The 13188-nt window shown below is 60.3% G+C and carries 11 protein-coding genes and 1 pseudogene; 8 read left to right on the top strand and 4 right to left on the bottom strand.

Annotated elements, in window-relative coordinates:
* Position 1 precedes the first annotated feature (1 nt).
* Positions 2 to 682, bottom strand: coding sequence for a TonB-dependent receptor (locus ABVQ20_RS39205; RefSeq protein WP_354465148.1), 681 nt, complete (start codon positions 680 to 682; stop codon positions 2 to 4).
* Between the two features lie 582 nt (positions 683 to 1264).
* On the opposite strand from ABVQ20_RS39205, the gene ABVQ20_RS39200 reads away from it, so the two are divergent.
* On the top strand, positions 1265 to 1726 hold the full coding sequence (locus tag ABVQ20_RS39200; RefSeq protein WP_354465170.1) for a Ros/MucR family transcriptional regulator: 462 nt from the start codon (positions 1265 to 1267) through the stop codon (positions 1724 to 1726).
* Positions 1727 to 1853: 127 nt separating this feature from the next.
* Here ABVQ20_RS39200 and ABVQ20_RS39195 read toward each other — a convergent pair whose 3' ends face one another.
* Positions 1854 to 2066, bottom strand: a complete 213-nt coding sequence (locus tag ABVQ20_RS39195; RefSeq protein ID WP_354465147.1) for a cold-shock protein — start codon at positions 2064 to 2066, stop codon at positions 1854 to 1856.
* An 835-nt stretch (positions 2067 to 2901) separates the two neighbouring features.
* The gene (locus tag ABVQ20_RS39190; protein ID WP_354465146.1) at positions 2902 to 3426 is read right to left on the bottom strand and encodes a DUF309 domain-containing protein; all 525 of its coding nucleotides are present in this window, start codon (positions 3424 to 3426) and stop codon (positions 2902 to 2904) included.
* Positions 3427 to 3755: 329 nt separating this feature from the next.
* Here ABVQ20_RS39190 and ABVQ20_RS39185 point away from each other — a divergent pair, with 329 nt between their 5' ends.
* The 7 genes and pseudogenes from ABVQ20_RS39185 to ABVQ20_RS39155 all read left to right on the top strand — a co-directional run bounded on the left by ABVQ20_RS39185 (position 3756) and on the right by ABVQ20_RS39155 (position 11317).
* On the top strand, positions 3756 to 4808 hold the full coding sequence (locus ABVQ20_RS39185) for an ABC transporter substrate-binding protein (RefSeq protein ID WP_354465145.1): 1053 nt from the start codon (positions 3756 to 3758) through the stop codon (positions 4806 to 4808).
* Between the two features lie 31 nt (positions 4809 to 4839).
* Positions 4840 to 5721 (top strand): ABC transporter permease, encoded by an 882-nt coding sequence (locus ABVQ20_RS39180; RefSeq protein ID WP_354465144.1) that lies wholly within the window; start codon positions 4840 to 4842, stop codon positions 5719 to 5721.
* Positions 5697 to 6443: an ABC transporter ATP-binding protein gene (locus tag ABVQ20_RS39175; RefSeq protein WP_354465143.1), complete on the top strand. Its 747-nt coding sequence runs from the start codon at positions 5697 to 5699 to the stop codon at positions 6441 to 6443. Before ABVQ20_RS39180 ends, ABVQ20_RS39175 begins: the two co-directional genes overlap by 25 nt.
* A gap of 46 nt (positions 6444 to 6489) precedes the next feature.
* Positions 6490 to 7836, top strand: coding sequence for an LLM class flavin-dependent oxidoreductase (locus tag ABVQ20_RS39170; protein ID WP_354465142.1), 1347 nt, complete (start codon positions 6490 to 6492; stop codon positions 7834 to 7836).
* Between the two features lie 314 nt (positions 7837 to 8150).
* A complete protein-coding gene (locus ABVQ20_RS39165) occupies positions 8151 to 8486 on the top strand; it encodes a hypothetical protein (RefSeq protein ID WP_354465141.1) in 336 nt (111 codons plus the stop codon).
* 397 nt (positions 8487 to 8883) lie between these two features.
* Positions 8884 to 9062: pseudogene (locus ABVQ20_RS39160) on the top strand (ATP-binding protein); the annotation flags it as partial.
* 428 nt (positions 9063 to 9490) lie between these two features.
* Entirely contained in the window at positions 9491 to 11317 is a 1827-nt protein-coding gene (locus ABVQ20_RS39155; protein ID WP_354465140.1) for an ABC transporter ATP-binding protein, read from the top strand.
* Positions 11318 to 12254: 937 nt separating this feature from the next.
* Here ABVQ20_RS39155 and ABVQ20_RS39150 read toward each other — a convergent pair.
* Positions 12255 to 13188, bottom strand: a 934-nt coding sequence (locus ABVQ20_RS39150) for an aminotransferase-like domain-containing protein (RefSeq protein WP_354465139.1), incomplete at its 5' end; no start/stop codon positions are given.

Here is a 13188-nt window from a genome sequence, read left to right as displayed (position 1 = left end):
GTCAGAGCGAGTGCTTGTATCCGATCGCGATGTTGAGCTTGTCGGCCGAGAGATCCTTGTAAGGAGCCGAAGTCGTGTCGGTCTTCTTCCACGAGTAACCGACGTTGGCATAGACCGCGTTGGTCGAGTCGATGTTGTAGGTCACGCCTGTCGCCACCTTAGGCGTTTCCCAGGTGGTGTTGAAGGCGTTGCGATAGCGCACATTGAAGACGTTCCACGTCCACTGCTTGGTCAGCTTCCAATCGCCTGCGAGGTACAGGGCGTAGTAGGGAACCTGGGCATTGGCGTCGCCACCCTTGATGATCCCCGTGTCGTGCCAGGTGTAGCCAAGGCCCAGGCTGGGCGTCAGGGTAAAGGCGTCGGTCAGCTTGATTTTGTAGCCGAGACTCGCTTCGCCGTAAAATTGGGATTTTCCGCCCGTCTTGAAGGTCGGCTGGAAGAACACGCCGCCGACAAAATTGTTGTCGAAATTGTGCGAAACGCTGAACTTGAAGTAGGTATCCGCAAGCGACCGAGCGGTATTGCTGCCGTTGTTGATCGCGTAAAACTCGGGACTTCCCTCGATCCCAATTGTCCAGGTTGGCGCGGCTGGCGGCGGTACCTCAACCAGATCGGCCGCGAAGACTGGCGTAGCGATGGACAGGCAGACGCCCAATGGAGCGATAATGTTGCGAAAAAGCATGATATTCCCTCAATCAGAGATGTGGCGGTAAACCGTTCAGCGGAATGGGAGGAAACCGTTGAATGGCGGCACCTGTTTGAGCTCATTTCACGGCTTTGACGACGAACGCGCTTCCAAAGAACGAGCAAGCCGGCAAAAATTATACTCCGTTTGGATATATGCCGTCATGAGCCATGCCGCTGCGCCGAGGGACACGCAATGCGATGCTGGCCGCCAGTGGCCGATTTTCCGACAACAGGGCTGAAATGTCCGAATAGGCTCAAGGCTCTTGCCTCCCCCTCCCCGTGAGCACGAGCTTTGGCGCCTCTGGTTGCTCGGGCACCGGCCTTCCCCTCCCCTTCCATCAAGGTCGCGATGCAGCTCGTCGGCGCGGTCTCAGGTCAGGATCGCTCCCCAATGCAACATCGCGCATGGATGTGCCAACAGCGGGCGGATCCGTCGGCGCACAATGGCGGGAGCGTGCGCAGCCAAGTGCGGGATGAGCATCGCAATGGTCCAGCGGCGCCTTTATTGCTTTCCGCGCCAACCGCCGCTATGAAGCAACACTTCGCCGACTGTGTTTTAAACCGCCCGGAGAGTTTCATGACAGAAGAAGCCGACAACAAGATCGAAGCTCTCATCGAGCTCACCGCGGATGTGGTCTCAGCCTATGTATCGAACAATCCAGTCCCGGTGGGCGATCTCCCTGCGCTGATCGGCCAAGTGCATGCGGCGCTGAAAAGCACGACCAGCAGCGTTTCCGTCGAGAAGCCGGAGCCGCTCAACCCTGCTGTACCGATCAGGAAGTCGGTGACACCGGACTATATTATCTGCCTTGAGGATGGGAAGAAATTCAAATCGCTAAAGCGCCATCTGTCGACCGACTATGGGCTGACGCCGGATGAATATCGCGCCAAATGGGGTCTGCCGGGGGATTATCCCATGGTCGCGCCAAATTATGCCGCTACGCGCTCGGCATTGGCCAAGACGATGGGGCTCGGCCGCAAACCGAAAGAGCTTGAAGAGCCGGTGCCGGCGAAGACCCGCAAGAAAGTCGCCGCCTGAGTTTTTCTCCCAAGGGTCGTTCTGGCGCGCGAAGCGGCCAGCCGGACAGCCCGCAACAAATATGAAAGGCGGGAGATTTACCCCCGCCTTGATGCATCCGGGACCTTGCGAGAATGCAGAAGAAAAATCAGCCAGCTTTGCTGAGGCTGCCGGCAGAGGACTTGCCAGTGCGGCGGTCCTGCTCGACCTCGTAGTTGATCTTCTGGCCGTCAGCCAGGCTCGAGAGGCCCGCGCGTTCGACAGCGGAAATGTGGACGAAAACGTCCTGACCGCCATTGTCGGGCTGGATAAATCCAAATCCCTTAGTGCTATTGAACCATTTCACGGTTCCAGTCGCCATATGCGTATTCCTTGTAAAGTTCGCAACGCGTTTGGTTCGGCCATCAAGCCGGACCGGTTGTTATTGAGCGCTAATATAGGCGCAGCAAATGCAAAAGACCGCAAGGCCCGAAGCGACGATAAGATGCTTGATCTAAGCGGCTTGAGGATTGACCGAGCCGGCGATCGCTTGCCGAGCCGAACCACGCGTCCCCCCCCACGACATCCGGCTGGCTGACAAGCGAGCACTGTGATCGAAGCACCAGCCCGAAGTGTCGCCTCGATTGCCCGTTTTAACCGGCGGCTGAAGTCTTGGTCCATCACCAGGATGAATCGGTCACCTCTGACCGATTCCGAAAATGCGTTGGACGCACCTGATCTCCTGAGGGAACGTGAGCGTATGGACAGGGGCGGCCATCTTTTATGCATTCTGAATCTGCTACAGCTTAGCAATGGGCACAGCAAAGGCGACTATGCGGGCAACATGATCGTCGTGGCGACCGCAATGAAGGCAGGACAGGAGATCGAGAACGTGAGCCGGGGGTCGGTGGTGAGCCACTTACGTTGTGGCTCCAAAGACATCAACGTCTTCCAAAACCGTTGGAAAATGCGGGCAGCGGTGGACCAAACGGTCCGATCGACTTAGACGACGCTTCGCAACTTCCCAAATGCATCCGAGAGCACGAATGAAACAGCCGCGACCCTTTGTCGTCGAAATCAAACAGAAGCGTGGAGTGAGGAAGCCGGCACAGACGATCTGGGGCGGTTTCGACATCGCCGCCATCGCGAACGATGTCGCGGAAGAGAACAGGGAAGCTACGATCTCTGATAGCGGCGCGCCAGCCGCTGGGGGCCTATCAGACGCTCCCTGAGTTAGGTGCGAGAATGAAATCGAATACGGGCTCAGGCTGGCCAGGCATCGGCTTCCGCAAAGCAGCCAGGGAAGTTAAGGCCGCTTCGGCATATACTGCAAGCGCGGCAGGTGTCATTCCGAGTGCGGTCTCAAAGCCTGGGCTCGGCAAATTCACCACCTGGCGAAAAAGCGTCGCAGCCCTTGTCGCATGGCGCGCTGCAGCGACCCGCTTTCCCTCGCGGAGTTTCACCCCGGCCGCCGCTAACAGGATCAATCCCTTGAAGAGCAGGCGATGCTGAGTGCTTTGTTTCGAAGCGTGCCAAAGAGGCTCCCAAGCCTCGTGAGCTTCCCAGTAATAGCCGTGGTTGAAAAGGTCGATACCCCACCGAAACTCGTTTGAACTGAGCGCTTCGCCAACGGCAACGGTCACCGGGTCGCTTTGGTAACTGTGACCCAAGGGGTCGCGCACAGGATGCGGATGTTTGCCAGGCAGGTATGCGTAGCTCGGAAAATTCTTTTCGGGCAGCAAGCGAGGACGTGACATAGACCTAGCAATCATGAAAGCCCCATCGATGGCAATTCATGTCGCATGGAATCTGATGGGATATCTGGCGAGCACTGCTCTCCTGCTTGCCTGCTGTAAGGTGGGGCCGCAAGATCTTTGATGGGCGGCCGCAACCTGCGCTGCCAGCGACCCAACCCGCCTCCTTTGAGCGCCCCATGCCCCAAATGAGCATTGGAGACGAACAGCGTTTCCCTCGGGTGGCAAAGAACAGCATCCGATACTTTATCGTCTACATAATTGATAGACATAATGGACAGCGAAAGTCGAAGCCTTTCCAAAATTGGAGCAAGATGATGTTGGCTGTGGACAGATTTTCGAGAAGACGGTTTGGAACATTGGTGACCGCTTTGGCGGTAACCTTGGTCGCTTTTTCCTCCCCTTTCAGTGCCCGGGCGGGTAGTCCGGACGCGGGTATACTGCCGACCAAAATCCCGGAGGGCACGCTGCTTCGTATCGGCGATCCCGAAACGCAAAGGGCACTGGAACTCTCGGGGCTCATCGACCGACTGCCCTTCAAGGTCGAATGGGCCAATATCAGCGGCGGTCCACAGACAATCGAAGCCTTTCGCGCCGATGCATTGGACGTCGGATCCGTCGCCGACATTCCGCCCATCCACGCGACCTGGACGGGGCTCAAGGTCAAGATCATTGCCGCGAAGTTCCGCAAGGATCCGGTTGCGCACCCGATTTATCAACTCGGCATTGCGCCCGGCGTCGAGGTCAAGACGCTCGCGGATTTGCGCGGCAAACGGATCGCCTTCAGCCCTGGTCAGGCGCAAGGCGCGCTGGTGCTGAGGGTCCTGCAGGCCGCCGGCCTGAAAAAGGAGGATGTCAATCTCATTGAACTGCCCAGCAAAGGCGATGCCTATCCGGTGGCACTTGCCAGCAAGCAAGTTGACGTCGCACCGATCTGGGGTGTCCTCGTCAAGCACTATCTGCACCAGTATGGTGCCGACGGCGCTACCACCATCCCGCACGGCTTGCGCGATGATCCAGCCCATCTCTATGCCCCACAGGCCGTGCTTGACGACCCGGCCAAAGCTGCCGCTCTCGGCGAATATGTGCGCTACTGGGCACTTGCGGCCCGATGGGTGGAGGAGCATCCGAAAGAGTGGATCGAGGGCTACTACGTCGCCACCCAGGGCCTCAACAGCGAAGATGGCCAGTATCTCGTCGACGCCGACGGACGGTTCGACATCCCGTCCGACTGGAACGATGTGATCGCGCGCCAGCAGGCGACGATCGATCTCCTGGCCAGGGAACTGAACAAGCCCCCGATCAAGGCCGAGGATCTTTTCGACAGGCGCTTCGAGGCGATCGCCGCCAATGCGCTGAACGCGTCCTGACGCCCGCTTCTCAAGACTGGAGACGACGCAGATGAACGCAATCTCACATACCGCCGCAGTTGCACTCCCCATTCCCTACGCATCGGATGAAAGGGGGTTGCTTGCGCCCGCTGTACAGCCTCGCAAGACCGGGACGAGGCGTCGCCTGGCGCTTGGGCGAGCGATCCCGTTTGGCGCGCTGATCGGGCCCGCACTTCTTCTCGTGATCTGGTCCATCGGCAGTATCGCCGGCCTGATCGATCCAAGAACGCTGCCGGCGCCTTGGTCGGTTGTCGGCACTGCCATCGATCTCATCGCCGCGGGCAAGCTTCAGGATCATTTGATGACGTCTGCCTGGCGGGCAGCGCAGGGTCTGGTGTTCGGCGTCCTGATCGGCACCACGCTTGCTCTCATTTCAGGGTTATCCCGGCTTGGCGAGGCGATCATCGACGGCCCCGTTCAGATCAAGCGGGCGATACCGACGCTCGCTCTGATCCCGCTGCTGATGCTGTGGTTCGGCATCGGCGAGGGCATGAAAGTGACGGCCATCGCGCTGGCTGTCCTGATCCCGATCTATATCCAGACCCACAGCAGCTTGCGCAGCATAGACAGCCGTTATGTCGAACTGGCCCAGACCTTGCGAATGGGCTATGGCGAATTCATCCGCGAGGTCATCCTGCCGGGCGCCCTTCCAGGCTTCTTCCTTGGCCTGCGTTTCGCGGTGACCTATGCCTGGCTGTCCCTGGTGGTGGTCGAACAGGTCAATGCCACCAGCGGCATCGGCTACATGATCGATCTCGCACGCAACTACGGCCAGACCGACATCGTCATCGTCGGTCTCGCCGTCTACGCGTTGCTCGGTCTCGCCTCCGACGGCATCGTCCGCTTCTTCCAGGAAAGGTCCCTGTCATGGCGTCGCACCCTGGCGGATTGAGCGGCGCGCCCGTGGTGCGGGTCGAGAGCCTTGTGAGAAGTTTCGGGCCGCGAACCATCCTCGACGGCCTCAGTCTCGACATCGAGAAGGGAGAGTTCGTCGCCCTTCTCGGCCGTAGCGGGTCGGGCAAGAGTACATTGTTGCGCGCGCTCGCCGATCTCGATGACAAAGTCTCCGGGTCCGGCCGGCTCGAAACACCCGATAAGAAATCGGTGGTGTTCCAGGATGCCCGACTGTTGCCATGGAAACGAGTGCTGGAGAATGTGGTTCTTGGTCTCGACCTGCCGGACGCCGCCCAACGCGGACGGGCGGCTCTCGAAGAGGTTGGCCTTCGCGGCCGCGAGAACGCATGGCCGGTCGAACTCTCTGGTGGCGAGCAGCAGCGGGTGGCATTGGCGCGATCGCTTGTTCGTGATCCCGAACTGCTGCTGGCGGACGAGCCGTTCGGTGCGCTCGACGCGCTGACCCGCCTGCGCATGCACGATCTGCTGCGCCAGCTCTGCGCCCGTCACCAGCCGGCCGTCCTGCTGGTGACCCATGATGTGGACGAAGCCGTGACGCTGGCGGACCGGGTTTTGGTGCTCGACAATGGCGCGATCGCCGCCGACATCGTCATCGATGTCCCCAAGCCACGCGATCACAGCCATCGCCGGTTCGGCGAGATCCGCTCCGAACTTCTGCGTCATCTCGGCGTCGAGACAAAGCCTGTGCTGCCGATCTGAGCGGCCGAAGACTTGTCGCCCAGAGTCACCCCAGGAGGACAAACATATGCCCACCGAATCACGACAGTTGAACCTCAACCTTTTCATCTATCCTGGCGGCCATCATGAAGCCGGCTGGCGCTATAAGGATTCCGCCCCTGAGAGAGTGCTGGACATCGCCTATTACCAGGAACTGGCGAAAAAGGCCGAGGCGAGCAAGTTCGACGCGCTGTTCTTTGCCGATGGGCCCGCGCTCGCCGACAACATCCGCTACGCAAGCCGCTTCAGGCTGGAGCCGCTGACATGGATTTCGGCACTCGCCGCCGTGACGGAGAGAATAGGCTTCATCGCGACCGCTTCGACCACCTACAACGAACCCTACAACCTGGCCCGGCTGTTTGCTTCTGTCGATCATCTGAGCGGCGGGCGCGCCGGTTGGAACATTGTCACCACGGGCGATGCGTCGGCAGCGCTGAATTTCGGCTTTGATCGACATCCAACCCACGCCGACCGTTACGAGCGCGCAAGCGAATTCGTTGATGTGGTGACGAAGCTCTGGGACAGCTGGGAGGACGACGCGCTCGTTTCGGACCGGGAGTCCGGCATTTTTGCCGACACCGACAAGATCCACCCAATCAACCACATCGGCAAATATCATCGGGTGAAGGGCCCGCTGACGCTTCCGCGCTCGCCCCAGGGGCGTCCGGTCTATGTCCAGGCGGGCTCGTCGGAAGACGGACGGTCATTCGCAAGCCGCTATGCCGAGGCGATATTTACAGCACATCAGACTCTCGGCAACGCGCAGGAATTTTATGCCGACATCAAAGCGCGCGTGAAGTCGGTTGGCCGCAACCCTGACCACGTCAAGGTCCTGCCCGGCATCAGTCCTTTCATCGGTTCAACCGAGGCTGAAGCCCGCGCACTGCATGACGAGTTCAACGAGCTGACGCAGCCGGAATATTCTCTCGATCAGCTACGCCGCATCGTCGACGCCGACCTTTCCGGCTACGACCTGGACGGGCCATTTCCGCGCGAGCTCATCAGTCTCGAGGGTGAGCGCGGCGCGAGCAGCCGCTTCCACGTTGTACTCGACATCATCGAGCGCGAGGATCCGACGATCCGCCAGTTGCTCCACCGCCTCGCCGGGGCACGCGGGCATTGGGTCCAGGCCGGGACGCCCGAACAGATCGCCGACAAGATCCAGGAATGGTTCGACAACGGTGCCGCGGACGGCTTCAATGTCATGCCGCCCTATCTGCAGGGCGGGTTCGACGTATTCGCCGAGGAGGTGGTGCCGATCTTGCGCCGGCGCGGACTTTTCCGGCACGACTATGACGGGGCAACGCTGAGGGACCATTTCGGTCTGCCGCGCCCTGACAGCACGTTCAGCCACCCGCAAAAGGCGACCGCCTGAGCTGCCTTCGCGAACATTCAATCTTATAGGGATTCGACAACCCCCGCAGGGATGCGTACGTCCTGGTTCTGGAGTCTCCCGACCCGCCGGATCGATGATGACGATTACCTGTGGAGAATAGTCTCTCGTGAAGAGCGTGACGGTCTGCGCCGTCTCACCGTGCTTCAGCCTTTGCCCTGGCCTCCTCCCCTTCCGTGCCGCGCACGCCGCCAAGTGCTGTCACTATACCGTGCAATGGCTTTGGGAAATACAACGAGTGGACCATAATAATCACGTTTAGACAGAAGACTTTCAGCGGAACCCGAAAAAAGGAAATGGCAGCTCTTTCGGTCTTTACGACGCCGGACTCGCTTAGCTGGAGAAAGGAAGTCGCCGTCCCCGCCGTTCCAAACGGTTGGCAAGCCGCGCAACGATCCGTGCTGATCGCCCTGTCCACTATCAGGACCTTGGCCGGTCCTGTCAGGCTGACCGAAGTGTGCTTGAATCGAGTGCTCTTGATCGTGCGTCTTATCGAAGCCAATGACTGCCTCGGCAATCGGCGTCGCGATGCAGCCATCGAGATCGCTTATGGCCGCTTCGCCTTAAAGGCCAGCCGCCCGGTTACACTTGCCGTCACGGGCGCCGGCGCCGCTGACGATCGTTACGGCTGACGGCCGCAGCCTCGCCGCGCCCTTTAGTCAATTCTTCGCGCTTGATGAGAGCACGCGGGGCTAGTTACGCGGTGGTTTCGCCGGCGAGAAATTTTCTCGGCTCGGTCGCGATGGACACTTTGGCGAAGGTCGTCCTCGCGCCGGTCAAGCTAGGCGACATTCTGACGCCGGCGAGCGAACCAACTTTGGCTGTGGATCCGTTCAGGGCCCCCTGCTACGAAGTTACCAAAGGCGGATGACACCTTGACCATCGACGTGGTGCTCGAGGCCCCGACTGGTTCACGAAAAAAGCGCTCGCAACGCTGCTTAGCCGGGAATGGAAGGTGACGCGGAATGAAGCCGAGTGGGCGCACGCCTCGCCGGCGCCGAGCCGCTGGAACGTGCGACACGGCGGAAGTCGGATGGGCCGCTTGCCTCGGCGGCGGAAGGTGTCGCATTCGCCAGGAGGTCGGTTCGGCGCCTGCCATTAAGGCCGGCTTCGGCGGCGGAGGACGTGGGATGAAAGTGGCCAGAACTCTGGAAGAGGTCGGTGAACTGTTCGGTTCCGCTGTGCATGAGGCTCGCCGATTCGGAAAAGCGCGGCCGACATGGCGACGGCGGCATTTTCGGTGAGCGTGATCATGGGACGATTTCTCCTCAATCGGCGAAGCGTTCGTGGATGACCACGCATGTACCATGCCCAGGACAATACGAGGGCCTCTAATGCTGCCATGCGCAAACTCGTTGGACATCGGTCAACGCAAACGCGCGTGAATTCCGCTCAGTCGCGCAGGACTCCTCGCGGCTGTTCCCGGAACGACGGGCAACCGACTGTCTGGTTTGTCAAACCCGCGACGCGCTGGGGGCAGGGTTTCCTGAGAGACTCTCATTTAAGGATTTGGATAACATGGACAAATTTTCTCTGATGCCCTTTCTGCGCGGTTGGCACGATTTGTGAGTCCCTCATCGCGAAGCGGCAGGATTTGCCGACCGGTATTTACATCGCGATCGATGGAGTGACGAAGGTGGCAACATATCATGGTCGCGTCAGAGACGCATTCCGAGAGAACGGCGCTTTTCGCGACGTTCTCGCTTTCACTGCCCACCAATGGAGTAGCCAGCCGGCCCGGCTCGGGATCATCATGACCGCGGTGCTTGCGGCCACGCTCGCTGATTTATTGACGCCGCTCTATATGGGTCTACTCGTCGATGCTGTTGCCGGTGGGGCGTCGGCGGAACAGACTGCTTGGGACGTAGCGCTCAGTGCTTTCTTCACGCTGATGGCGCTCGCTCTCGCCGCCCTCGTCATGCGTCAGGTCGCGTACATCGGCATCATCGATCTCACGCTCAAGATGATGCCCAACATTGCGAGCGACACATTCCGCCGCGTCCAACGCTTGTCGGCCGACTGGCACGCCAACAGCTTCTCTGGCTCGACGGTGCGCAAAATCACGCGCGGCACGTCGGCGCTCGGTCTTCTGAACGACACCATCCTGGACGCTTTGTTCCCGTCACTCATCATGCTGATCGGTTCGACTGTGCTGCTTGGCTGGTACTGGCCCGTAATGGGATTGATGACCGCCTGCGGCTCGCTTGTCTATATCGGACTGCCCATCGCGCTGTCGCTCGGCTATGTCGCCCCGGCGGCGAGCCTTGCCAACAGATGGGATACCAAGCTCGGCGGCGCGCTCGCGGACGCCATCAGCTGCAACGCAGTCGTTAAGGGCTTCGGCGCCGAACAACGGGAAGAAGAGCGCCTCGCGAAGGTCATCGCGAAGTGGCGGCATCGGACGCGCCGCACGTGGGTGCGCGGAACGATCAACGGCACGGTCCAAGGCATCACGCTGCTCGCGCTTAGGGCGGCCGCAATCGGCTACAGCCTGCTTCTCTGGTCGGATGGCCAAGCGACCCCGGGCGACATTGCGTTTGTGCTCACGTCCTTCTTTGTGCTGCAGGGCTATTTGCGCGATGTCGGCATGCATGTGCGAAACGTGCAGCGCTCGGTCAACGACATGGAGGAGTTGGTCGAAATCCAGAACCAGCCGCTCGACGTCGCCGATCGTCCGGAAGCCAAGCCGATCCGGATCACGAAAGGCCGCATCCAGTTCGAGAACGTCCATTTCCACTACAGCAACCATCCGCTGCCGCTCTATAGCGACCTCTCGGTTTCAATTATGGCCGGCGAACGGGTCGGGCTGGTAGGCCCTTCCGGCTCTGGCAAGACCACATTTGTAAAGCTCATCCAGCGGCTTTATGATGTAAATGGCGGCCGGATCCTAATCGATGGGCAGGATATTTCAAAGGGGACACAGGCTTCGCTCCGCTCGCAGATCGCGACCGTGCAGCAGGAGCCGATCCTGTTCCATAGATCGCTTGCCGAGAATATCGCCTATGGGCGTCCCGGCGCCAGCCATGCTGAGATCGAGGAAGCCGCAAAGCTCGCCAGTGCGCACGAGTTCATTGCACGCCTGCCGAAGGGCTATGGGACGCTGGTCGGCGAACGGGGGATGAAGCTTTCCGGCGGGGAGCGTCAGCGGGTAGCGATTGCGCGAGCCTTCCTGGTCAATGCACCGATCCTGATCCTCGACGAGGCGACGTCGAGCCTCGATTCGGAGTCCGAGGCGCTGATCCAGAAGGCAATGGAAAGGCTGATGGCCGGCAGGACGACGCTTGTGATCGCGCACCGGCTCGCGACCGTGCGCGCGCTCGACAGGCTGCTCGTGTTTGACCGTAGCCGCATCGTCGAGGAGGGCGATCATGGCACGCTGATCCGCCTCGACGGCGGCATCTACCGGCGCCTGTTCGAGCGGCAGGCGCTGCAACTGACGGAGGGGCTGGTCGCCAATGCTTAATACGATAGAACGACGCTTCTCGGTGGAGGAATGCTGTTCCCGTTCTTGGAGGAGAAATGGCGCAGTCGTCCGTCAACTATCCGCACGTCTCTGAAATAGTGCTCTGTAATTTCAGCTTTCCTGCAGTGCAATTCGGTTTTTGTCGATTGCGCCTTCGGGCGGGCGTGACTCAGCATCTTACCAGCTAAACTTGGAGGTACTGTGAGATCGCGCGGAGACGGTTGGCGACCGGACGCCGTGCGCTACGTTCCTTGAAGCCAGATTGAACTGGCCCGCTGACGCTGGCACGGCGTGATGCGGCGTTTGATCTTCGCGCGCTGTGTATTGATGGCGCCGCTGCGCAAGGGCCATGCCGCGGTGCGGCGGTGGCGCGGTGGGGAACGCCGAGGGCTTGACGGCGCTGTTGGCAAGTCTCGTCCGGGATGGCCAAGTTGGCACAGGTGCCGGGGATCCGAGGCAATGGTGTTGAGCGTCTCGGCGGCGGCCTCGGACAGGATCGTGTAGACTTGCTCAAAGCGGCTGGATGGGGACGCTAACGCGGCTTCGGCTTCAATGGGCCCACCTGAACGTGGCTGTGGATCGGGGATAGAATCGAGGAACGCTGTCTCCTCCTTTGGCGTGCAAATTGTGCGATTGGCCATCTGAGCGATCGATCTTGTGTGGCCGTTAACCTGGTCCCGGCGTATCTGTTGGGAACATGACCATCCGGGTCGCACTTGTTCGGTCCCGAGCCCCCATCTTCCTTTCACCGGCTGCTTCAACTGCAATGGAAATTTCGACACATAGAACATCAGTGTGGGCGCTGGCAGCGTGTCGTAGCATTGCGAAGGTCGTCATGAGCTGGCGGACTTTTTGGCCCGCCATCCATCCAACGGCAAAACAGTAACCGCGAGGGTCCGCTGGCAGCCACTGGGACTTGGCCGGGAACAAGCACCGGCTATGCGACGGAAACGACGTTTACTGGATGGCGATCCAGGATATCGCGCAGGGCCTGAAGCACATCAGAGAGTTCTCTAAGGTCCTTTGGCGCGCCAAGGCAAATGCGAATTGCGCCGGGGTTACCCTCACCCATCGCGGAGGCGATGGGCGGCGTCACAAATATGCCGCGACCCCGCGCAGCGGCGGCAAATTGATCTGCGGACCACTCCGCCGGCAATGGCAACCATCCGAAGAAGGCCGGGAACTGAAGTCCTGCGGCATTGGGAAAGACCTCCAGGAACACGCGGTAACGCTCCAGCGCCTGCCGGCGCCGCTCACGCAGAAGTTCTTCCAGCTTGCCGTTTTCAATCAGCCGCACCACTGCCTCGCTCAGCATTGGAGCCACAAACCAGGCGGAGGCGTGCAGGAGGAGCTCGGCTTGCGCAATGTAGGCCGTCGGGACGGTCAATGTGCCGAGCCGGAAGCCCGGTGCAATGCATTTGGAATAGGACGTGACGTAGAAGGTTCGGCCGGGTGCCAACGAGGCGATCGGTATAGGACGCTCGGTGAAGAAAAACGCGTGGACGTCATCCTCGATGACGGTGAGATCGAACTCCTCAGCCAGTTCAGCGATACCCCGGCGCCGGGTCAGGCTCATGGTGCGTGCTGTGGGGCTCTGCAGCGTTGGCATGCAATAGAGCACCCGCGCACCGGAACGACGGCAGGCTTGGTTCAGCGCCTCTGGATCCATTCCCTCCTCATCCATCTCCACAGGCACCAAGGTGAAATGGCTGGCTGCAGCGATTGCCTTGAAACCGGAATAGGTGAAGGCATCCACCAAGATGCTGTCGCCGGGCTTCGCCACCAGGCGCAGCGCGATGTCGATGGCGTGCTGGGCGCCGTTGCACAGGAACAGCCGTGCCGGCTCGACGGCAAAGCTTTTGTCGGACAGC

The sequence above is a fragment of the Mesorhizobium shangrilense genome (assembly GCF_040537815.1).
Lineage (GTDB): Bacteria > Pseudomonadota > Alphaproteobacteria > Rhizobiales > Rhizobiaceae > Mesorhizobium > Mesorhizobium shangrilense.
This window is presented reverse-complemented; position numbering and strand designations above follow the sequence as displayed.